The sequence below is a fragment of the Actinomadura sp. NPDC023710 genome (genome assembly GCF_040639875.1).
Classification (GTDB): domain Bacteria; phylum Actinomycetota; class Actinomycetes; order Streptosporangiales; family Streptosporangiaceae; genus Spirillospora; species Spirillospora citrea.
Genome location: NZ_JBFAGB010000013.1, coordinates 1 through 20,864, shown reverse-complemented (window position 1 = coordinate 20,864; position 20,864 = coordinate 1). Strand labels below are relative to the sequence as shown.

Annotated in this window: 18 protein-coding genes and 1 pseudogene; 11 read left to right on the top strand and 8 right to left on the bottom strand. The window is 69.7% G+C overall.

Annotation, left to right across the window (positions count from 1 at the left end; genetic code table 11):
• The first annotated feature begins 385 nt into the window (after window positions 1-385).
• A complete protein-coding gene (locus tag AB0H37_RS16860) occupies window positions 386-850 on the top strand; it encodes a hypothetical protein (protein WP_360613528.1) in 465 nt (154 codons plus the stop codon).
• A 314-nt stretch (window positions 851-1,164) separates the two neighbouring features.
• On the opposite strand, the gene AB0H37_RS16855 is transcribed toward AB0H37_RS16860, so the two are convergent.
• Window positions 1,165-2,133 (bottom strand): RNA-binding protein, encoded by a 969-nt coding sequence (locus AB0H37_RS16855; protein WP_360613526.1) that lies wholly within the window; start codon window positions 2,131-2,133, stop codon window positions 1,165-1,167.
• 995 nt (window positions 2,134-3,128) lie between these two features.
• Here AB0H37_RS16855 and AB0H37_RS16850 point away from each other — a divergent pair.
• Complete coding sequence (locus AB0H37_RS16850) at window positions 3,129-4,253, top strand: hypothetical protein (RefSeq protein ID WP_360613524.1); 1,125 nt, start codon at window positions 3,129-3,131, stop codon at window positions 4,251-4,253.
• Window positions 4,254-4,479: 226 nt separating this feature from the next.
• On the opposite strand, the gene AB0H37_RS16845 is transcribed toward AB0H37_RS16850, so the two are convergent.
• From AB0H37_RS16845 to AB0H37_RS16830, 4 genes are all read right to left on the bottom strand, one after another.
• Window positions 4,480-4,659 (bottom strand): hypothetical protein, encoded by a 180-nt coding sequence (locus AB0H37_RS16845; RefSeq protein ID WP_329089406.1) that lies wholly within the window; start codon window positions 4,657-4,659, stop codon window positions 4,480-4,482.
• 807 nt (window positions 4,660-5,466) lie between these two features.
• Window positions 5,467-6,078 carry a hypothetical protein gene (locus AB0H37_RS16840; RefSeq protein ID WP_360613522.1) on the bottom strand — a complete coding sequence of 204 codons (612 nt, stop codon included), beginning with the start codon at window positions 6,076-6,078 and terminating at the stop codon, window positions 5,467-5,469.
• A 519-nt stretch (window positions 6,079-6,597) separates the two neighbouring features.
• Window positions 6,598-7,245, bottom strand: coding sequence for a TetR/AcrR family transcriptional regulator (locus tag AB0H37_RS16835; RefSeq protein WP_329089401.1), 648 nt, complete (start codon window positions 7,243-7,245; stop codon window positions 6,598-6,600).
• Window positions 7,246-7,426: 181 nt separating this feature from the next.
• Entirely contained in the window at window positions 7,427-8,386 is a 960-nt protein-coding gene (locus tag AB0H37_RS16830) for a LysR family transcriptional regulator (protein WP_360613520.1), read from the bottom strand.
• Between the two features lie 101 nt (window positions 8,387-8,487).
• Here AB0H37_RS16830 and AB0H37_RS16825 point away from each other — a divergent pair, with 101 nt between their 5' ends.
• Genes AB0H37_RS16825 through AB0H37_RS16800 form a run of 6 tightly spaced genes read left to right on the top strand, consistent with a single transcriptional unit; the run spans window position 8,488 to window position 14,473 of the window.
• On the top strand, window positions 8,488-9,489 hold the full coding sequence (locus tag AB0H37_RS16825; RefSeq protein ID WP_360613518.1) for a fumarylacetoacetate hydrolase family protein: 1,002 nt from the start codon (window positions 8,488-8,490) through the stop codon (window positions 9,487-9,489).
• The gene (locus tag AB0H37_RS16820; protein WP_360613517.1) at window positions 9,486-10,448 is read left to right on the top strand and encodes a cyclase family protein; all 963 of its coding nucleotides are present in this window, start codon (window positions 9,486-9,488) and stop codon (window positions 10,446-10,448) included. The genes AB0H37_RS16825 and AB0H37_RS16820 overlap by 4 nt, the downstream gene beginning before the upstream one ends.
• A 7-nt stretch (window positions 10,449-10,455) precedes the next feature.
• Window positions 10,456-11,583 (top strand): FAD-dependent oxidoreductase, encoded by a 1,128-nt coding sequence (locus tag AB0H37_RS16815; RefSeq protein WP_329089393.1) that lies wholly within the window; start codon window positions 10,456-10,458, stop codon window positions 11,581-11,583.
• Window positions 11,580-12,581, top strand: coding sequence for an amidohydrolase family protein (locus tag AB0H37_RS16810; RefSeq protein ID WP_360613515.1), 1,002 nt, complete (start codon window positions 11,580-11,582; stop codon window positions 12,579-12,581). Before AB0H37_RS16815 ends, AB0H37_RS16810 begins: the two co-directional genes overlap by 4 nt.
• Window positions 12,581-13,519, top strand: a complete 939-nt coding sequence (locus AB0H37_RS16805; RefSeq protein ID WP_360613513.1) for a VOC family protein — start codon at window positions 12,581-12,583, stop codon at window positions 13,517-13,519. The genes AB0H37_RS16810 and AB0H37_RS16805 overlap by 1 nt, the downstream gene beginning before the upstream one ends.
• Before the next feature lie 15 nt (window positions 13,520-13,534).
• On the top strand, window positions 13,535-14,473 hold the full coding sequence (locus AB0H37_RS16800; RefSeq protein ID WP_360613511.1) for a fumarylacetoacetate hydrolase family protein: 939 nt from the start codon (window positions 13,535-13,537) through the stop codon (window positions 14,471-14,473).
• 120 nt (window positions 14,474-14,593) lie between these two features.
• Here AB0H37_RS16800 and AB0H37_RS16795 read toward each other — a convergent pair.
• Window positions 14,594-14,731, bottom strand: a pseudogene (locus AB0H37_RS16795) (alcohol dehydrogenase catalytic domain-containing protein); the annotation flags it as partial.
• Between the two features lie 59 nt (window positions 14,732-14,790).
• Entirely contained in the window at window positions 14,791-15,237 is a 447-nt protein-coding gene (locus AB0H37_RS16790; RefSeq protein ID WP_360613509.1) for a MarR family transcriptional regulator, read from the bottom strand.
• A 73-nt stretch (window positions 15,238-15,310) separates the two neighbouring features.
• Between AB0H37_RS16790 and AB0H37_RS16785 the strand changes: the two genes are divergently transcribed.
• Window positions 15,311-16,279 carry an NAD(P)-dependent oxidoreductase gene (locus AB0H37_RS16785; RefSeq protein ID WP_360613760.1) on the top strand — a complete coding sequence of 323 codons (969 nt, stop codon included), beginning with the start codon at window positions 15,311-15,313 and terminating at the stop codon, window positions 16,277-16,279.
• A 181-nt stretch (window positions 16,280-16,460) separates the two neighbouring features.
• The gene (locus tag AB0H37_RS16780; protein ID WP_360613508.1) at window positions 16,461-17,090 is read left to right on the top strand and encodes a class I SAM-dependent methyltransferase; all 630 of its coding nucleotides are present in this window, start codon (window positions 16,461-16,463) and stop codon (window positions 17,088-17,090) included.
• 126 nt (window positions 17,091-17,216) lie between these two features.
• Here AB0H37_RS16780 and AB0H37_RS16775 read toward each other — a convergent pair whose 3' ends face one another.
• Window positions 17,217-18,611: a PLP-dependent aminotransferase family protein gene (locus tag AB0H37_RS16775; RefSeq protein WP_360613507.1), complete on the bottom strand. Its 1,395-nt coding sequence runs from the start codon at window positions 18,609-18,611 to the stop codon at window positions 17,217-17,219.
• 86 nt (window positions 18,612-18,697) lie between these two features.
• On the opposite strand from AB0H37_RS16775, the gene AB0H37_RS16770 reads away from it, so the two are divergent.
• The gene (locus AB0H37_RS16770; protein WP_360613505.1) at window positions 18,698-20,083 is read left to right on the top strand and encodes a pyridoxal-dependent decarboxylase; all 1,386 of its coding nucleotides are present in this window, start codon (window positions 18,698-18,700) and stop codon (window positions 20,081-20,083) included.
• Window positions 20,084-20,864: the final 781 nt, after the last annotated feature.

The window sequence follows — 20,864 nt, the reverse complement described above, 5'->3', positions numbered from 1 at the left end:
CCGAACGCGTCCAGGTGCCCTGAGCCGGATCGCCGCACAGCGCGCAGCCGCCTGAGCCGGGCCCAGACCGCGCGAGTCACAGGGCGGTGGCCGCCGCGGTGCGCTGCTGTCACTTTTCTCCTGGGCCGTGGGGGTGCCCGCCTCGTTGTGTGGATGTCCCCCCCCCGCTGGCTCCCCCCGGAAGAGGCCCCGATGCGCTCTGCTCCCGCCGTCATTGTCGTCCCCGCTTCCGCGGCCTGGCCGTCGCCGCCGCGACGCCGATCGCCCTCGCCGTGCCCGCCTCGGCGGCACCGGCCGCGCCGACGGCTCCCGCCGTCCCGCCGCCTCCCGGCGCCGACGCCGCCCGCGCCCATCTGGCCGAGCTGACCGTGGCCCCGAGGGATCCATGGACGGCTACAGCCGGGCCCGGTTCCCGCACTGGATCACTATCTCCGGAGCGTGCAACACCCGCGAGACCGTACTGAAGCGCGACGGCGACAACGTCCAGACCAACAGGCAGTGCCAGGCTGTCTCCGGCACCTGGACCAGTCCCTATGACGGGGCGACCTGGACCCAGCGCGACGATCTGGACATCGACCGCATGGTCCCGCTCGCCCAAGCCTGGCGCTCAGGTACCAACGCCTGGACCACCGCCCGCCGCCGCCAGTTCGCCAACGACCTGGAGAGCCCGCAGCTGTGGACGGTCACCGACAACGTCAACCAGGCCAAGGGCGACAAGGACCCCGGCCTGCGGAAGCCGCCGCTGGTCTCCTTCCACTGCACCTACGCCTGCTCCTGGACCGACGTGAAGTACCGGTTCCAGCTCAGCGTCGACCAGGCCGCACTGCAGAACATGCTCGCCACCTGCTGAGTTCCGCAGAACGCAGGCGACTTCCCCAGGCTTCTCCTGCGAGGGCCCGGTCACCGGGATGCCGAGCCTCCCGCCTGCCGCGCCCGGTGGCCACCGCCCGGCATCCGGCCGCTTTTTGCCGGGCGGTGGCCGCCCACCTCACCAGGCGTAGCGCGCTAGAGAACGAGGCCCGTCAGGGAACCCGACGCTGCGGCCGACCTCGAAGACGCTGGATCGGCCGCCCGGACCGCCCGATGGCCCCGGCCCGAGCACCTCGAAGGGGGCGCAGCGGCCGACCGGGCGTGAGCGGGGCTCTCGGTTTGCGGGTTGCCGACTCACTCGCTCGATGTCGGCTCGGTTCGCCAGCGGGCACGCAGCACCCCGTCGCTGTCGGGCAGCACCGCGGCAAACAGCGGGTGACGGTCATCCACGGTCAGGGGAATCACCGCCGCGGCGCGCGCATGGACCAGTAGCGCGACCAGCTCGGCGAACTGTTCCTCGTCACCGATTCGGCTGGTGATGTGTCCTGCGGGGTCCTGCCAGAGGAGTTCGACCAAACCGTCCTCGGGGAACGCGGCCACAACCGCCTCTAGGTCGGTGGACAGGTCCGGCCACACGGTCAGCCGGGCGCGCGGGGTAAGCCGGGCACGTACTCGGTCGATGTCGGCGCAGGTGAGGCGATGCCACCGGGAGGCGTTGCCGACGTAGCACTCCTGCAGGAGCAGCGCCCCTTCCCGGAAAATCTTCAGAGACACGGCGGCCCAGAAGTCATCGTCAGCGAGGCGCTGTTCGCCGGACTCTGTTTCCAGTTCGTAGGGAGATGCGTCGATCCGTTCAGGGAACAGTCCCAGTTCACGGGCGAGAGCCTGCGCCCGTTCACACGGCACGACACTCCCCACATACACGTACTGGTCGTACCCGACGTGGACGAAGAACCGGTCTTCGACCTCCAGCCGAGACCAGGCGCCGTTGTCGCGCAGCATGGCCCGGACCAGTTCCAGCCCGACGGTCACCGGCACCTGCGCGCCGTCGTGATATCCCGATAGGTCAGGCGGGAACAGCCCAGCCAATCCGTATCCGTCGACCGGAGCCTCAAGCCCAAAATTCGCCAGGCCGGCCACCTCCGGTTCGCGGATGTCAAGACGCTCGACTCCGGTGTCGTGCGCGAAGGCGGCCACGGCCGCCAGATAGGCGGCCTCGACCGGCCCATGATCGCTCATCGAGTCCTCGCCGCCGACATAGTGACCACGCTCATCGCGGGCGGCAGGGTCGTACTTCGTAACCCGGTAGACATGCGGCAGCACCTCACCACCACCCCATCGCGGGACGAAAGGACGGCGACAGGACGGTGAGCTCAGCCGTTCGCATGGTCACCAACCACCCCTGTGACTTGCTCGCTCGACGGATCATGTAAGCACCGAGTAGCGAGCTCTCGGGGACGGTGACCACGTTGCTCTTCTGCGCATGCGGACGATACTGGAGAATCCGTAGGCTCCGAACAACCCGGTCGGCTACGTGTTGACTGATGGTTCGCCGGGCCCGGTAGGCCACCGCGGCCGTCACTGGTCAGCGGCGAGTTCAGCCTCGCGGCGGAAGCCGGCGCGCACGGCGGTGTGCAGGAGGTCGAAGTCGATGTGTACCCGCATGACCGTGGCGAGCGCGGCCGGCAGCCGCTGCGAGCCCGGGACCTCGCCAAGAAGCCGTCTCAGGCCGAGCCGCTCCAGTTCTCCTTCCGACAGCGCCTGGCAGGCCGCGGTAGGTCGGTCACCAACCGCAGGAAGTCTTCCGTGCTTGGTTACCAGCCCGAGTGGATGCTGGAGTCGACCTCTGAGCCGCGTGGTCGCCGACCACCGCCGGAGTCAGGCCCGCCGTCGTCGTGGTCTTGCCGCTCCCGCCATTCAAGGCGCCCGGCCACTGATCGCGCAGGCGATGCGACGATCCCGGCGCCTCGCGCGAGCGGTGGGGCGGCTGACGGGGTCGGGTCGGACTGACCTGGTTCGAGGAGGGATCCTGGCGCGCAGGAGCCCGCCGCGCGCGCTGGGCTGGACAGTGGCCGTGCACCCGCGATAGCTCACCGCTTCCGGTCGGAGGATGCAGGACCCTCCACCCCCACCCTCTCTTGCCCCCAACCGAGCCCGCGTCCTTCTCTCTCCCGCTTCGCCCCCCCGGGACACCAAACGGCATGCGCGGTGCGGAGGCCGGTTTCGGTCGGGATGGTTGGTCGATCACGGCAACCGAGGTGATCGCCGGGGCGTCCTCACTGCAAAGCCGGAAACGCGGAGGAGTTCATGTGCGGTTCGTGAGGCGTTTCGCGATTCCCATGGCGGCGGTGGCAGGGGTGGTGCTCGCCGGAGCGCCGCCCGTCCTAGGAGCGGAGGCGGACTGGCGGAAGGTGCCGCACTCCAGCGCGGAGGGCACCCTCAAGGACGTCGCCGTGCTCGGCGGAAGCGACGCGTGGGCGGTCGGGGAGAAGCAACCGCCGTACGAGTCCGCCGATACGGTCGCCGAGCACTGGGACGGCATGTCCTGGAAGGAGGTGCCGGTTCCCGACACGCCGACGGGCGCGGGCAGCCTCGACGGTGTCAGCGCCGTGGCGTCCAACGATGTCTGGGCCGTCGGCGACAGCACCGGCCTCGGACCGGTGATCCGGCACTGGGACGGTGCCGTGTGGACGGCGGTCCAGCCCGCCGCGCCGCCCGACGGCGCGCATGTCGGGGCCGACCGGCTCAACGACATAGCGGCGGTCTCCAAGACGCTGGCATGGGCGGTCGGCTCCTTCTCCGACCGGAACACCCCCGGTCCGGTCACCCTGGTCGAACGCTGGGACGGGACGAAGTGGTCGCGGGTGACCTCCCCGAACCCGGGTCGTCTCAGCAACACCCTTCAAGGCGTCGCCTCCCTCTCGGCGACGAACGCGTGGGCGGTCGGGTGGTACCTCAGCGACGCGGGCAACAATGTCGCACTCGTCCTGCACTGGGACGGCCGCGCCTGGACCAGGAGCCCGGTGACCCTCCCGTCGGGCAACACTGAACTGCAGAGCGTCACCGCCGTGTCCGCCAAGAATGTGTGGGCGGTCGGCAGCCATGAGGGCAGGCCGCTGGTGATGCACTGGAACGGCACTCGCTGGCGCGTCCTCCCGGAGCCCGCGCTGACCGAGTCGTGGTTGAGCGCCGCCGCTCCGGACGGCAGAGGCGGGGTCTGGGTCGGCGGTTACCGCATGACGGACGGCGGGGTGACGAGCAGACCGCTGTTCCTGCACTGGAACGGCACCGCCTGGACCACCGGGACCAGCGAGGAGACCGAGGGGACCGTCGAGGGACTCACCCGCGTGGGCACCTCGATCTGGGCTGTCGGGACGACCTCGCCCTGCATCTGCTTCGTCGCACCACCACTGGTCGAGGTCAACGGTCCTGTCCCGCAGTGACGCCGCGCCGCCGAGGATGCCGCCGGCGCCGGGCCCGCGGGTGTGAACGCCCTCGCCGACGGTAGTCCTGCCGCCGGACGTCGACCCGATCACCGCGTCCTCGGGCGCGGCGTGGCAGAGGTGGCGGCCGCAGTCCGTTATCCACGGTTTGACCTGGTGATGTCTGAGTTCATGCAGGTCAGATCGTGGATGAGATCGCTGCATCGTGCTGTCGTGGTCCTCGGGGTCAGCGCAGTGCGGCGAGTTCGGTGACGTAGTGGTCGGGGGCGCCCAGGAAGAGGTTGGTGGGTCCTGGGCCATTCGCGATGTTCAGGGTGTCGAGCCGGTAGGTCCACTCGCCGCCGTGTGTTCCGGCGAACCGGTAGTTGATCTGCCAGCGGAGCCAGTCTCCAGGTGTAAGGCGCACTGCCGGAGGCCGACGCCACCTGCGTGGCATGCCAAAGGGCGTCACGGCGAGTTGGACGCGGAGCAGGCCGTTGTCCTCGCGAAGGAGCACGCCGGAGTCTGAGCTGGTGTCGGGCAGGCCTTTGTGGGCCGAGGCGTGAGGCTGGAAGTCATCGTGTTCGTTCATGAGGACCTGGTGGACGAACGGCGGTTGCATGGGCGGTAGCGGAAACGCGGTCGGTGCGGCGTTGCGGCTTGTGGCGCGGGGCTCGCCGCGAGACTGCTTTGTCCACGAGGTCCGGACCCATTGAACGACTGCTTCCATGAGTTGATCTTCCAGGAGGGAGTTGCCTGGGGCCAGCGGATTTCGGCTGGTCAGTGAGCCAACCCTGAGCCGGCGCCCCCGCTCCCCTACGCGCCCGGCTCCGACGTCCAAGCCGCCCTCACCACCCAGAACGCCGCCAAGTGGACCTCAGTGGCCTCTATCTCCGCCACGCCCGCCTGGGCGCCCTAGATCTCATCCACATGGATATGGCGGACGCGAACCTGTCGCGGACCTGGTGAACGCCTACCTGAGGAACACGATCGATCACGCCAAAGATATGCGGTCTTCTCGTATCGCCGAAGCCCAATCCCAATCCCAATCGCCAGCACAGTGCACTTGAAGGAAGATCGAGTCTGTTGCGATCTCCCACGATTAACACTCCTGGCTTGCCCACGGGTCTAGTACGGCAGCCCGGGATCGTCATGTAGACGCCAGTTGTTGGTCGGGGTGGCCTCGTCGCTGGTAGTGGCTCTGTCGGGCGCGGGCTGGCGTCCCCGTGGGTGATCACGGTTCGATCGGTTCGATCGGATCTCCGGGTGCCCAGGGGACGATGGATATCTGGGCGCTGTCGTATTCGCCCAGGGTCAGGTTGTCGTCACACTGGATCAGGCTGATGAGGCAGGAGTGGTGCGTCCATGCCAGCCTCCGCCAGTCGTAGAGCGAGGGCCTCTCGGCCAGGGGTGTGCCGATCTCCATGCCGATCAGCTGTGAGAATCGCTCGAAGGTCATGTTGAACGCTGCCCGCCGGGCCCGAGGGTGGCGCACAAAGGCGGGACCAAAGTAGTCGTCGTGGGGGTCTGCGGTCCCATCGGCCGGGGCGGGTTCGTGGTGTTCTCGGCCGAACGGTGGCCAGAACACCGCGAATATCAGGCAGAGGTCGGTGACCTGGTCGTCCTGGATGCTCGTATGCAGAATGCGACCGCCGCCCAGATCGAGGGGAACCCTGTGGGATCTCTTGTGGTCACCGTGCGGCCAACAATTCTCGTGGTCCTGCCAACCGGGCCAGCCCAGGTTGCGCAGCGCCTCCTCCAGTTCATCGGCGTAGGGGAGCGCCGCGCCGAGCTCGAGCAGACCCTGGATCAACGCTACGTCCGCCGCGATCGCCTTCAGACTCATCGAACCTCCTGTGAGAACGTGAGGTTCACGATGATCACGCTATTCCGGCAGATTGGGATCACTATGTCGGTTGATCCGTGGCGATCGCGGGACGAGGGGCTGGTCGGCGTGCCTGCAGGTGCCAGGACTGCCGCCGCGTGATCATGCACTGTTCGTGAGGACAAGCGGAAACCATGCGGCGGCCGCTGGCCTCCGCCGATGCGGTGCGTGATGACCTGCGCGGCTATGTGGTCGACGAGCTTCGTGCCCCGGACGCGGTGCTGATCATCGATCGCGCCCCGGCGTCCTCGTGAACGACCGGATTCGTCCAGCCGCCCGGTCCTGTTGAGGACGCTCCCGAGGTTGTTCAGAGCCAGACCCTCGCGGCGCGGTTCAGAGCAGCTGCGCCGTACCAGCGGGCCTTCCCGGGGCGGTCAGACCTGATCGGCCTGTGCGCCGTCCATGGCTGTGCCCCGTAGTCAGGGATGCGCTGCGAACCGCGCCGGCCCGGTGAGCCGGTGAGTGCGCCAACCCGGTCGGCTACTCCGAAAGAGGGGCGGACAGCCTGGTCGGTGGACCCGTGTCGTCGGGGGCCGGGTACCACGGGGCGAGCAGCCGGTCCATAAGGACGTGAAGGTGCGCGCGGAATGACTCGACGACCCCCGGCTGAGCCGCGTCCTTCATCCCCTGATCGTGGTTGAGAATTCCCGAGCCCAGGAAGCCGTGCACGCACCAGACCATGGTGCCGAGAAGGTAGTAGGTGTTGACGTCCGGCGGGACCGCGTCCCTTATCCTGCGGGCGGCGAGTTGGATCAGCGGCCGGGCGTACTGATCCTCCATGGTGGAGAAGTCGGCGGCGTCGGCCACCCAACGATGTGCCCACAGTGCGCGGTTCTGCGGGTTCGCCACGTGAAAATCGAGATAGGCGTCGACAATCTCGTGCACCGCTGACCGCGCGGAATCCGACCGGGACACGGCCGCTTCCAGCATTTCCCGTTCCGCTTCGAATGCCTGCCGCATGACCTCCTGGTAGAGAGCGCGCTTGTCTCCGGCAACCTCGGCGACAACTGCGGAACCGACGCCGAGGGCGTCACTGATCAGCTGCAATGAGGTCCCGTCATAGCCGAGTTGCCCGAACAGGCGGCTGGCGACCTCAAGGACGTGTGAGCGCGCGATCTCATCCGACACAGTTTCACGCTACGCATTGCTCGGTGAGGCAGAGCCTGTGCCAGGGCAAGAGCCCGGCACGAGAGGGCAAAGTCGACGTGGAGGCTTCCGTAACGCAAACGTGTGAGGACGTTGGCCATCGCATGGCCAGGGTTGCGCCAGACGGGCCCGGAAGATGTGTGATCCAGCGATCAACACGCCCCTATGTCAGGTGGGCCGCATCGGTGTCTTCCGGAGAACGGTCGTCCAGAAGATCGATGGGAGGCAGGGTCGCTGCCACACGAGCGGCGGTCTCACGAAGCCAGATGTGCGCCGCATCCTGGGTGTGGACGGGGTGCCACCACAGCGCCTCCTTGACGGGCACGGCCTCGAACGGGCACGGCAGAGTCCGCACCTGTGCGACCGGGCTCATGAGCCGGGCCAGGCGGCGCTGAATCAGCGCGACCCGTCGGGTTCCTGCGACGAGGCTCGGCAGGAGTTGGAAGTTCTGGACCGACACCTCCATGCGGGGTTCCAGGCCCAGCATGCTGAGCTGACGGGCGGCGGGCGCGTCGTAGGGGCGCTGGTAAACGACCCAGGGCTGTCGAGCCAGGTCGTCCATGGTGAGAGCGTCGCCGATGTCCGGATGGTCGGCGGCGACCAGGCAGACCCATTCGTCCTGGTACAGCTCGACGGTGGGGAAGCCGCTGACGATGCCGTGCGGCATGAGCAGCCCGTCCACGCCACTGAGTACGGCGTCGGTCTCCCCGGTGATCTCTTGCCCGACCTGCTCGAACACCAACCGGGACGCGGGCGCCTCGGCGTGCAGCACGCGAGCGAGCTCGGCGCCGAACACCGCGATCGCGTAGTCCGAGGCGATGATCCGGAACTCACGCCGTTCGGTGCGGGGGTCGAACTCCGCGCGGCTGGTGAACAGCCGCTCCAGCAGGGCGCACGCGGTCGTGCAGGGCACTACCAGCGCGGTCCCGAGGGGGGTCAGGTCGTAGGCGTTTCCCGTCCTGACGAGCAGGTCGTCGCCGAAGTGCCGACGCAGCCTGGCGAGCGCGGCGCTGGCGGCCGGCTGGCTGAGGCCGATCCGCTGCCCGGCCCGTGTGACGTTGCGTTCCTCCAGCAACGCCCGCAGCGCGACCAGGAGATTCAGGTCGAGGCTGGCGAGATCCATGACTCCCCATCCACTGCATCGATGGTAACCATCTAACGAATCTATTTCCCAAATTCGGCGCTCTGCCACAAGGTTAGGGCAGACTCCGAGAGGAAACCCCCGTGGAAACACAACCGCCCCATGCCGGGCCGTTCGCGGTCGGCATGTTCTCCGCCGGAGACGGTCCGGCGTTCCCCGGTCTCGTCAGGGACGATCGGGTCCTGGATCTGCGCACCGTCCCAGAGCTGTGGGCCCGGCCGGGCGAGGAGCCGACGACCCGTGCGCTGCTGGGGCGCTGGGACACCGCGCTGCCGCTGCTCCACGCTGCCGCCGATTCCCTGAACGATGAACACGGCGAGCGGCTCTCCCTGCCCGCGCTACGCGTCCACGCCCCCGTCGAACCTCGGCAGATCCTCCAGTCCGGCGCCAACTACCGCACCCACGTCATCGACTTGGCGCTGGCGCACGAGCCGGCGGATGGACGGCCCGCCGAGCGGGTACGGGCGGAGACGGCCGCGATGATGGACCGCCGCGCCGCCGAGGATCTGCCGTACATGTTCATCGGCCTGCCGTCCTCGATCACCGGTCCCTATGACGATGTGGTGATCCCCAACTGGTGCGCCAAGCCGGACTGGGAGCTGGAGCTGGCCGCGGTGATCGGGCGCCCCGCCCACAGGGTGCCTGCGGACCGGGCGCTGGAGCACGTGGCGGCCTACACGATCGCCAACGATCTGACGGCTCGCGAAGCGGTGTTCCGCCGGGACATGCCGGAGATCGGCACCGACTGGCTGCGGGCGAAGAACCCGCCGACGTTCACCCCGCTCGGCCCATACCTCGTTCCCTCGGCGTTCGTGGGTGACCCCGGCGACCTGCGGATCACGCTGCAGCTCAACGGCGAGGTCATGCAGGACGAGTCCACCAAGGACATGATCTTCGATGTGGCGCGGCTGGTGGCGTACGCGTCGCAGACCGTGCGGTTGCTGCCCGGCGACCTGGTACTGACCGGCAGCCCGGCCGGCAACGGCATGCACTGGGGGCGGCTGCTGCGGCCCGGCGACGTCATGGAGGGCGCGATCACGGGGCTGGGCGTCCAGCGCAACCAGTGCGTGGCGGAGGGCGCATGATGCTCGATCGCACGGACCCGGAGGGTGCCATCGCCGAGGCCGCAGCCAGGTACTCCAACTGGGGGCGCTGGGGCGACGACGACGTCCTTGGCACGGTGAACTTCATCGACGAGGCGAAGCGGCGCGAAGGCGCTGCGCTCGTTCGGCGCGGCGTGTCGTTCTCGCTATCGCAGCGCTTCGACATGGACGGCCCGCAGAAGGGCTGGCGCCGCCGTACCAACCCGGTGCACACCATGCTCGACACCGGGGTGGACGCGGCGCTCGGCAACCAGGGCTTCCCGCATGGCATCGGCGGCGCGGACGACGTCGTCGCGATGCCCCTGCAGTGCTCCACGCAGTGGGACGGCCTCGGCCACATCTTCGACCACGGTATGGCGTGGAACGGGCGTTCGGCGGAGAAGGTCGTCACGTCCGAGGGCGACCTGGTCACCGGAATCGAGCACATGGCGGCGCCGGTCGCCGGGCGCGGCGTCCTTCTGGATGTGGGGCGCGTCGCGGGTGAGGACGGCGAGCTGCGCGATGGCTTCGCCATCACCGAGGAACATCTCCAAGCGGCCATCGACGCGCACGGCGTGACGGTCGGACGCGGCGACATCGTGTGCGTCCGCACCGGGCAGTTGACACGGGCTCGCCGGAACGGGTGGGGAGACTACGCGGGCGGTCCCGCGCCGGGCCTGTCGTTCACCACGGCCGGCTGGCTGCACCGCACCGAGATCGCCGCCATCGCCACCGACACGTGGGGGTTCGAGGTGCGGCCGAACGAGTTCGACGACGCGTTCCAGCCGCTGCACCAGGTCGCGATCCCCAACATGGGCCTGCTCATCGGCGAGCTGTGGGACCTGGACGCCCTCGCCGTTCACTGCGAGGCCGACGGCGTTCATGAGTTCTGGCTGACGGCCGGGCCGATCCCGGTCACCGGCGCGGTCGGCGCCCCCGTCAATCCCATCGCGGTGAAGTGAGGTCGGCATGGCAGCTGTAGGCAACGTCCTGATCGTCGGGGGCGGCACGGCCGGGTCGGCGCTGGCGATCCTCCTGGCGCGGGGCGGCGTCGCGGTGGACATCGCGGAGATCATGCCGGACGCCACCGCGCTCGGCTCGGGGATCACGCTGCAGGGCAACGCGCTGCGGGTCCTGCGCGACCTCGGCGTGTGGGAGCGGGTCAGCGCGTCCGGGTACGCATTCGACGTGCTGGGGCTGCGAGCGTCAGACGGGACGCTGATCGCGGAGATCCCCGATACGCGAACCGGTGGCCCGGACCTGCCGGCGACACTCGGCATGAACCGGCCCGAGCTGGCCGCGGTGCTCGCGGAGGCGGTGCGGGACGCGGGCGCGACCGCTCGGTTCGGACTGACCGTCACCGAGCTCGACGACTCCGGCGACCGGGTCACCGCGCACCTGTCCGACGGATCGACCAGCACGTACGACCTGGTCGTGGGCGCGGACGGCATCCGATCCGCGGTGCGGAGGCTGATCGGGATCGACGCGTCGCCGGTGCCGACGGGGATGGGCATCTGGCGGATCCATACGCGCCGTCCCAGGGACGTCGAGCGCACCGACCTGATCTACGGTGGGCCGTGCTTCATCGCCGGGTACTGCCCGACCGGCCCCGACACGATGTACGCCTACCTGGTGGAGAAGGCGCGGCCCCGCGAGTCGGTCGCGGACGCCGACAAGCCGTCGCACATGCGCGCGCTCGCCGAGGGGTACGGCGGCGCCTGGGACGAGGTCCGCGCCGACATCACCGACCCGGACCGGATCAACTACACCTGGTTCGAGTCGCTGCTGGTCGACCGGCCGTGGAACCGAGGCCGGACCGTCCTGATAGGGGATGCCGCGCACGCATGCCCGCCGACGCTCGCGCAAGGCGCGGCGCAGTGCCTTGAGGACGCCGCCGTCCTCGCCGAACTGCTCCTGGGCGCCGACCGGCTGGACCAATCGCTGTTCGACGCGTTCATGGACCGGCGGTACGAGCGCGCGAAGGCGGTCGTCGAGGCGTCGGTGCAGCTCGGCGCATGGCAGCTGAACCCGTCCCCCGACGCCGATGTCCGCGGCCTGATGGGCCGTATCAGCGCGATCGTGACGGAGCGGCCGTGAGCACCCCCACCGTCGACGTGCACGCGCACGTGCTGCTGCCACAGATCGAGGAGACCGTCGTCGGCGCACCCGGCAACGCCGAGCACCGAGAGCTGGACGCCCGCCGCAACGGCCCGGCGTCGGTGCAGGCCAGCGGCAAGATGATCGGTGAGCGGATCGAGCGGCTGACGCGGGTCGAGGCACGCCTTGCGGACATGGACGCCGCCGGGGTGGACGTACAGATCGTCAGCCCGTCGCCCTCGCACTACCACTACTGGGCTGCACCCGACCTGGCACGGACCGTCTACCGGATGGCCGGCGAGGCCACCGCCGAGCACTGCGCCAAGGCCCCGGGCCGGCTGCACGGGCTCGGGCTCGTCCCACTCCAGCATCCGGACCTCGCCGTCGAGGCTCTCGACCACGCGCTGTCGCTCGGGCTGAAGGGCGTCGAGATCTCCTCCCACGCACCCGGCCGCGAGCTCTCGGACCCGGAACTGGAGCCGCTGTGGGCGCGGGCCGCCGCGTCCGGCGCGGTGGTGTTCCTGCACCCGTTCGGCTGCACGCTGGACGAGCGGCTCGACCGGTACTACCTGTCCAACATCGTCGGGCAGCCGGCCGAGAACGCCGTCGCGCTCTCCCACCTGATCTTCTCCGGCGTCCTGGACCGGCACCCCGGCCTGAAGATCGTCGCGGCGCACGGCGGTGGCTACCTGCCGACCTGCCTCGGCCGCGCCGACCACGGCTGGCAGGTGCGCTCCGAGTCCCGCACCTGCGCAGAACCGCCGAGCCGCTACATGCGGCGGATCTGGTTCGACTCCCTCGTCTACGACCCGGGCGCGCTACGCGGGCTGATCAGCGCGGCGGGCGCGTCCCAGATCGTCCTGGGCTCGGACCACCCCTTCGACATGGGCGTGGACGACCCGCTCGACCGGCTGCGCGCCGCCCTGCCGCCCGGCGACGAACTGGACGCCGTGCGCGGCGGCAACGCCGCCACCCTCTTCGACCTCAAGGAGCAGTGATGCCCGACCGTCTCATCACCCATCTGCGCCATGTGGACCTCGCCGTCCCCGACTACGACCGGCAGCGCGAGTTCTACGCCGGTGTCTGGGGCCTCACCGAGGTCGCCGGCGACACCGGCATCTCCTTCCTGGCGGCGGAGGGTTCGCCCGAGCAGTACGTCGTCCGGCTGCGCAGGGCGGACGAGAAGCGTCTCGACCTGGTGTCGTTCGGCGCCGCGTCCCCAGCCGACGTCGACGCGCTCACCGAACGGCTCGGCACGGCCGGCGTCACGATCGTCGCGGAGCCCGGCAGGCTGGCCACACCCGGCGGCGGCTACGGGGTCCGGTTCTTCGACCTCGACGGCCGAACCGTCGAGGTATCGGCGGCCGTCGCCGTCCGCGAGCACCGCAGGCTGGAGGAGCGGGAGGCGGTCCCCGTCCGGCTGTCGCACGTCGTGCTCAACGCCCCCGACCTGGACGCCACCCGCGCCTGGTACGAGACGCACCTGGACTTCGCGCTCAGCGACACCCTGACCTCCCCGCACATGGGCAAGGTGATGCACTTCATGCGCTGCAACCCGCAGCACCACAGCATGGCGATCGCGAAAGGACCGCACACGTCGCTGCACCACGTGTCGTTCGAGATGCGGGGTCTGGACGAGTACATGTTCGGCACCGGCCGGCTGCTGCGCGCGGGTGTCCGCATGATCTGGGGACCGGGACGTCACAAGGCCGGCGACAACACGTTCTCCTACTTCCTGGACCCGCACGGCAACACCATCGAGTACACCACCGAGCTGGAGAGCCTGGACGAGGACGCCTGGCATCCGCACCTGTACGACTTCTCCGACCCCGACGTCACCGATCAGTGGGGCACCGCGAACCCGATGAACGAGCTGGTCGCCAAGGAGTCGTTCAACGACCCCGACCGCGGCGTCTTCGTCGCCCCGCCCGTCTGATCCGCAAGGAGCCCCATGCGTCTCGCCACGTACCTGCACCGGGGCGCCCGCCGCTGCGGCACCGTCGAGGGCGACGACCGGATCCTGCCGTTCCCGGACGGTACCGCCCTTCTCGACGTCGTCGCCTCCGGTTCAGTGCCGGAGACCGGCCCGGCGATCCCGCTCGCGGACGTGCGGCTCCTGCCGCCGCTCGAACCGCCGTCCGTGCGGGACTTCGTCGCGTTCGAGGAGCACGTCGAAGGCGTCCGGAAGGCCGTGGACGGTCTGTCCGGCGTCCCGGACGCCTGGTACGACGCGCCGACCTTCTACTTCTCCAACCCGCACGCCATGGTCGGCGCGCACGACGAGGTGCCGCTGCCGCCCGGGTGCCACGACCTCGACTTCGAGCTGGAGGTCGCCGCGGTCATCGGGCGTGCGGGCGCCGACCTGTCCCCCGAGCAGGCCCGCGCCCACATCTTCGGCTACACGATCTTCAACGACTGGTCGGCGCGCGACCTGCAGTCACGGGAGATGCGGGTCGGCCTCGGCCCGTGCAAGGGCAAGGACTTCGCCACAACGCTCGGGCCCTGGCTCGTCACCGCCGACGAGTTGGAGCCCTACCGCGACGCGGACGGCTTCCTGCGGCTCGTGCTGACCGCCGAGGTCAACGGCAAGGTCGTCGGGCGGGACCTGCTGTCGAACATGGGCTGGCCGTTCGAGGACCTCGTCGCCTACGCCTCACGCGGCGCCCGGCTGCGGCCCGGCGACGTCCTCGGCTCGGGGACCTGCGGCAACGGCGGCTGCCTCGCCGAACTATGGGGCCTTGCCGCTGGGCAGACCCCGCCGCCGCTCACGCCCGGCGACACCGTCACGCTGACCGTCGAAGGGATCGGCACCGTCTCCAACACGATCGTCCCGGGAGTCGCTCCGGTGCCGATCCCGCGCGCCCGCAAACGCACGCGGGAACGTCCGTGAAGCGGGTCGCCGGCAAGGTCGTCGTGGTCACCGGCGCCGCGCGGGGCCAAGGCGATGATCGTCGGGAAGTCGGAGAACGACCGGCCGGTCGCACCCGGTCCGCCGTTGAACCCACGCGCGCCCGCACACCGCACGCCAGTTCAGGACCACGAAGTCGCCCGGCGCCACCTCGGTCACACCATCGCCCACCGACTCCACGACCCCGGCGGCCTCGTGCCCGAGCAGGAACGGGAACTCGTCGTTGATCCCGCCCTCGCGGTTCGACCGGCCTGGTCCGCGACATCCCCCTTGGGTGTGATCGAGAGGCTTTGGGAGGTCTAGTCGTCCGAGGGGAGTACGAGCTTCTGCAAGGAGTTTCGTAGGTGCTCGGCGGTCTTCGGGGTGAGAGGTTCCAGGAACTCGCGCTCGGCTTTGTCGTTTGCGTCGATGGCCAGGCGAAGGGTGGCGCGGCCGGCGTCGGTCAGTTCGACTACGTTGCGGCGGCGGTCTTCCGCGTGCGGGTGACGTGACACCAGGCCCTTGCCCTCCAGGGCGTCCAGCATCGCGACCATCGTGGTGCGGTCGATGCCGAGCCGGTGCGCCGCCTGTTGCTGGGACGCCGGTTCACGGCCCGCGAGGGTGAGCAGGACGCCCAGTTCGCGCCCGTCGATGCCGAACGGCTTCACCGCGTTCGCGGTCAGCTCGGCCATCCGAAGATGCGCATGCTTGAGCAGGTAGACGAGGTTCCTGCTCAGCTCGGGGCCCGGCCCATCACTGCTAGACACGGAGAGATTCTATCGATAACCTGATCGTCAGTAACACTGATAATCAGCAAGACGACAGGAAGCGGTGAGGACAATGATCCTGGTCACCGGAGGTATGGGATTCATCGGCTCACACACCGTGCGGGCGCTGCTCGACCTCGGCGAGAGCTGCGTGCTGGTCCAGCGCCGGACGGGCGAGCTTCCGGCGGATCTCGCAGGCGGGCGGTCGCTTGCGGAACAGGCCGACATCACCGACCTGAGCGCATTGCTCGACGTCGGCGAGCGTCACGACATCACCGGCATCGTGCACCTCGCGGGCTCGATGCCCTGGCCGCCTGATTCCGAGCAGCCCGTTGAGGCGGCGCGAAAGGCCCTGGACGGTCTTTTCAACGTCCTGCAGGCGGCCCAGGACTGGGGTGTGGACCGGGTGGGCGTCGCGAGCACGATCGGTGTCTACGGCGGTGTCGCCGCCGAGGGGCCGCTCGGGGCCGGCGAGGGCCCGCTCAGTGAGGACATGCCGTTGTCGATGACCTCAGCCCACCTGATCCCAACCTTCAAGAAAATCGGTGAGCTGCTCAACGCTCACCTGGCCGACGCCGCCGCCATCGATGTCGTCAACTACCGCATCTCCGGCACCTGGGGTCCGCGAGACCCCCATGGCGCGTTGTTCTTCGCGGCTCCCGAGCTCGTCCATGCCGCCGTCCGCGGAACCGAGCCGGATCTGTCCACGCTCGCCGGGCCCGCGCACGCGGAAGATTCGATCGACCTGTGCTACGTGAAGGACACCGCCCGGGCGATCGCGCTCCTCCAGCTCGCGGACCGGCTCGACCACCGCACCTACAACGTCGCGTCCGGACGCGCGACCACCAACGCCGAGATCATCGCCGCGATCAAGCAGGTGGTGCCGGACGCCCGGGTCGAGCTGCCCACCGGAGGGGACGCCCGCCAGAACTACCTCGACATCACCCGGCTCCAAGACGACACCGGCTACAAGCCCGAATACGACACCGAACGCGCGGTCGCCGACTACATCGCCTGGCTGCGCGCGGGCAACGAGCACTGAGCAGCATCCGGGCGCCGTGGTGTGCGCAATGGCCACAGCGGTCCGCCGAATCGCGGCAGAAGACCGCGAAGACCGGGTCGGTGTCACCACGTTTTCGGGTACTCGGCGGCGAGCTGGTCGGCGGTGGACCAGTGCGTCGTAGTCAGCCCCCGGAGTGGCCGGTTCGTGGCAAAGTGGCGGGATGTCTGGCGCGCGGTATGGGATGGATGCGCCCTACGGGTTCGGCTTCGTGGGCTTGGTCGTGCTGGGGTTCTGGGTGACCGGGCTGGTGATGGCGGTCACCGCCGATCTGGCTGCCGCGCTGCCCGCGCTGGTCTCCGGCACCCTGCTGGCGGGATGCCTGGCCCTGAGCCTGCACGCCACGCTGCGCGGCAAGTTCCTGGTCTGGCGGGACGTGCTGGACGAACTGGACCTGCGTGGCGACGAACGGCTGCTCGACCTCGGCTGCGGACGCGGCGCCGTCCTGTTGGCCGCCGCCCGGCACCTCCCACAGGGCCGGGCGGTCGGCGTGGACCTGTGGCGCGGACGGGACCAGTCCGGCAACACCCCGGCGGCGACCCTGCGCAACGCCCGCGCCGAAGGCGTCGCCGACCGCGTCCACGTGCAAGGGGGTGACCTGCGCAGACTCCCGTACGCGGAGGCAAGCTTCGACCTGGTCGTGTCCAGCCTGACGGTGCACACCATCTTCGGCGCGGACGCCCGCGCCCAAGCGGTCGGCGAGGCGTACCGGGTGCTGCGGCCGGGCGGCCGCCTGCTGATCGCCGACCTGGCGCGGACCCCCGCGAGTACGCTGCGGTGCTGGCCGGGCTGAACGCCCAGGACATCCGCGTGCGCGGCCTCGGCTGGCGCGCGTGGTGGGGCAGTCCGTGGGTCCCGACCCGCCTGCTCACCGCCCGCAAACCGGCCACCCCCTGAACACACCTACCGGCATGAACGCTCATCGCCGTGCCGGCCGTGCGGACGTTCGTCCAGTAGTGGGGCATGCGAGATCCAGAACGGTGGCGATGCGGTCCAGCGTGCTCATCGGTGGGGTGTAGGGCAGGCGCAGGTGGTGGGAGTGGGTCGCGTCGGCCGCGAATGACGGCCCCGGGGAGAGTTCGAGTCCGTGGGCGCGGGCGCGCGTCGTGACGAGATCGGCCCGCATGGTGGTCAGGCGCAACCAGAGCGCGAGCCCTCCGGGAGGAACCGTGAACCGCCAGCGGTCGTCTCCGGCCAGCAGCCCGCTCAGGTGGTCGCGCTGCCGTCGCAGGACGGCCCGCCGGTCGCGCAGCAGCGGTTCCAGGTCGCGCAGGAGTTCGATGGCGACCAGTTGCTGGGTCGGCGCCGCCGACAGCGGTTCGCACAGGGGATGGTGAGCCAGCACGCCGACGAGCGCGGCGGGCCCGCGGATCCAGCCGACCCGCAGGCCGGCCCAGATCGTTTTGGCCGCCGACCCGATGAGGATGGAGCCGGGTATCCGCTGAACCGGTGCGGGGGTGTCGCGCAGGTCGAGGTCGCGCATGGTCTCGTCGACCACCACGGTCACGCGATGCCGTTCGGCCAGCCGGGCCACGGTCCGCCGGGCGGCTTTCGGCATGAGCGCGCCGGTCGGGTTCTGGAAATCGGGGACGAGGTAGGCCATCCCGCCTGTGGCGGTCCGCAATGCGTCGTCGAGCTGGTCAAGGTCCCAGCCGTCCGCGGTCACCCGGCAGCCGACCAGGCGCGTGCCGATGGTCCGGAAGCCGGCCAGCAGATCGAAATAGGTGGGGATCTCCACGGCCACGGCCCGGGGACGCAGATGCGTCGACAGCAGCGCCAGAGCCGAGCGCGTACCCGAGGTGATCAGTATCTGTTCGGGACGCGTGGCGAGCCGCTCCCGCGTGTAGCGGTCCGCGATCAGTGATCGCAGCTCAGGTAGCCCCGGACCGGTCTCCCCGCTTTCGGCCAGGACCGGTCCGGAACGCTCGGCCGCTCTCAGCACGGCCCGCTGATAGAGCGCGTGCGGTGCCGCCGGAACCGCCCTGCGGAGGTCGATGGCGCCGTCCTCGCCAAGGGCCGAGGACGGCGCGATGCGGGCCGTGGCCTCCGGCGGAAGCCGCAACGTGCTCGCGCTGCCGCGGCGGGTGTCGACCCATCCCTCGTCACGCAGGATGCCCAGCGCCGCGATCACCGTGCCGCGGCTGACGCCGAGTGCCGCGGCGGCACGCCGTTCGGCGGGCAGCCGGGAGCCGACCCGCAACCGTCCGTCCAGAGTCGCGTCGCCGATCGCGTCGGCCAGCGCTCGCGCCAGGCCGGCATCCGGTCTGCGCCATGCGCCCAGCGCGGCGGCCAACTGCTTGTCCGTGATGTGCACTAGTCCAGTTTGCCGGTATTGGACCAGTCTTCTGCGTCCTGCTCTGGATACCGTCCACCTGGAACCACGGAAATCGGAGCCCTCCCATGCATCCACGCCTCGCCGCCGATCTCGCAGAACTGCCGGCACTGCTGGAGGCGACTCGCCTGCAGGCGACCGAGATACTCGGTCGTCTTGACGAGCAGCCGGTCGTCCCGCCGCTGCGCTTGCCCGCCCCGGAACCGCTCCCCGAGGAGGGAGCCGGGCTGGCAGGGGCGCTTGCGGAGTTCACCCGCACGTGGGCCCCGCTGTTCTCGGCGAGCCCGGGTCCCCGCTACCTGGGCTTCGTCACCGGTGGCGTCACGCCGGCCGCGTTGGCGGGCGACTGGTTGACCGCGGCCGCCGACCAGAACCCCGCCTCGGCGCTCGATGGCGCGGCACCCGAACTCGAACGCCGGACGGTCGACTGGCTGCGCGACCTGTTCGGCCTCGGCGCCGCACATCAGGGGACGTTCGTCAGCGGTGCGACCATGTCCAACACGGTGGGCCTGGCCATCGCCCGCGAGTGGCTCGGCGATCGCGCGGGCGTCAGCGTGGCAGAAGAGGGCGCCGCGGCATTGGGGCGAGTCACCGTCCTGTCGGGCAGCCCGCATTCGAGCATCGCCAAGGGCCTGTCCATGCTCGGCCTGGGCCGCAGCGCGCTGGTCCCCGTGCCGGTCGTCCAGGGCCGAGAGGCGGTCGACCTCGTAGCCTTGGAGCAGGCATTGACGCAGGTGGACGGCCCCTGCGTCGTGGTCGCCAACGCGGGCACGGTCAACACCGTGGACTTCGACGATCTCCGCGCCATCACCGCGTTGCGGGAGCGCCACGACTTCTGGCTGCACGTCGACGCCGCCTTCGGAGGCTTCGCGGCGCTGTCGCCGGACCACGCGGCCCTGGTCGCCGGACTCGACGCCGCCGACTCCATCTGCATCGACCTTCACAAATGGCTGAACGTCCCCTACGACAGCGCCGTGCAGTTCACCCGCCGCCCGGATCTCCAGGTGCGGGTGTTTCAGAACGCCGCCGCCTATCTCGGTCCGCTCGGCGACACGCCCGACCACGTCCACCTCACGCCGGAGAATTCTCGGCGCCTGCGTGCCCTCGCCGCCTGGTTCACACTGCGCGCCTACGGACGGGACGGGCACCGCCAGATCGTCCAGCAGAACATCACCTGCGCACGCGCCCTGGGCCAGGCGATCAAGACGATCCCCGGACTGCGCCTGCTGGCACCGGTTCGCCTGAACGTCGTCTGCTTCACCCTGGCCGCGGACCCCACCGCCGAGCGACTCGCCGATCTCGCCGCTGAACTGGCGAAGGAGGCCTTCCTCACCCCGACCACCTACGCGGGGGTCCCCGCACTTCGAGCCGCCTTCAGCAATTGGCGCACAACCCGAACCGACGTCGACCGGATCACCGAGGCCCTGAAGCGCTGCCTCGACAGTCCGTCATAGGAGCCGCGCACGACGGGCCGAGCCGGCCCCGCATCATTGTGCCTGCCGAAAAATTACGTCCGTGCAGGTGAGAAGCACAGGGCGGCGGGCTCCGACGCGGGGCTCGGTCAGTCTCAGCGCCAGCGCCGCTGCACGCGGTCCCCTGGCGCACGTCCGCCCGGCAGACAATCGCATCAGCTGACCTCCGAAAATCTCTGCCAGTCGAGATAGATTTTCGCGGCGGGTTGGGGTACTGTTCCTGTCATCGACGAGGAACAAGTCCAGCAGACGCGGCAGAGGACGAACTGCCCGTACAGATGGATGACGCGGGCCGGGCGTGCCGGGGTCACAGCAGTGGAAGGGACTCCGGCAGCCGGCCACGCAGGAGGCGGCCAACGGGCCGCCGGCAGTACGAACGCAAGTGTCAACAACACAAGTAGTGCAGGCAGGGAAGACACGGAAGGAGGGTCTCGGCACCATCGGGATCGCCCGCCAGCGGCTCCAGTCACGTCGCGCGGGTACCGCAGCCCCACAGATTGGACGGTGGTCTACGGTCACGCATCCGCGATCCCCGCGCCCCCGCCTCTGGCGGTCGGCGTGGACAAGGACCGGCCACAGCGCCGGATAGATGGTGTTGTACCTCATGGCCCCGGCGCCGCCCTTTGGCGCCGGGGCCCGTCGTTTTCCCTGAGCGCATCCTGCACCTGCACCCCAGCGACAGTACGGAAGGTTTTGTGAGAGCACCTCAGCCGGTTCGATCCGGCACCCACCCAGCGCACCACGACCCGCATTCCGCCCAGCC

What these genes read in the sequence shown, in the direction of transcription:
- AB0H37_RS16805 (WP_360613513.1), top strand. Translation starts at nt 12,581, where the DNA reads ATGCCCGACCGTCTCATCACCCATCTGCGCCATGTGGACCTCGCCGTC.
- AB0H37_RS16820 (WP_360613517.1), top strand. Translation starts at nt 9,486, where the DNA reads ATGATGCTCGATCGCACGGACCCGGAGGGTGCCATCGCCGAGGCCGCA.
- AB0H37_RS16785 (WP_360613760.1), top strand. Translation starts at nt 15,311, where the DNA reads ATGATCCTGGTCACCGGAGGTATGGGATTCATCGGCTCACACACCGTG.
- AB0H37_RS16800 (WP_360613511.1), top strand. Translation starts at nt 13,535, where the DNA reads ATGCGTCTCGCCACGTACCTGCACCGGGGCGCCCGCCGCTGCGGCACC.
- AB0H37_RS16830 (WP_360613520.1), bottom strand. Translation starts at nt 8,386, where the DNA reads ATGGATCTCGCCAGCCTCGACCTGAATCTCCTGGTCGCGCTGCGGGCG.
- AB0H37_RS16770 (WP_360613505.1), top strand. Translation starts at nt 18,698, where the DNA reads ATGCATCCACGCCTCGCCGCCGATCTCGCAGAACTGCCGGCACTGCTG.
- AB0H37_RS16840 (WP_360613522.1), bottom strand. Translation starts at nt 6,078, where the DNA reads ATGAGTCTGAAGGCGATCGCGGCGGACGTAGCGTTGATCCAGGGTCTG.
- AB0H37_RS16860 (WP_360613528.1), top strand. Translation starts at nt 386, where the DNA reads ATGGACGGCTACAGCCGGGCCCGGTTCCCGCACTGGATCACTATCTCC.
- AB0H37_RS16780 (WP_360613508.1), top strand. Translation starts at nt 16,461, where the DNA reads ATGTCTGGCGCGCGGTATGGGATGGATGCGCCCTACGGGTTCGGCTTC.
- AB0H37_RS16815 (WP_329089393.1), top strand. Translation starts at nt 10,456, where the DNA reads ATGGCAGCTGTAGGCAACGTCCTGATCGTCGGGGGCGGCACGGCCGGG.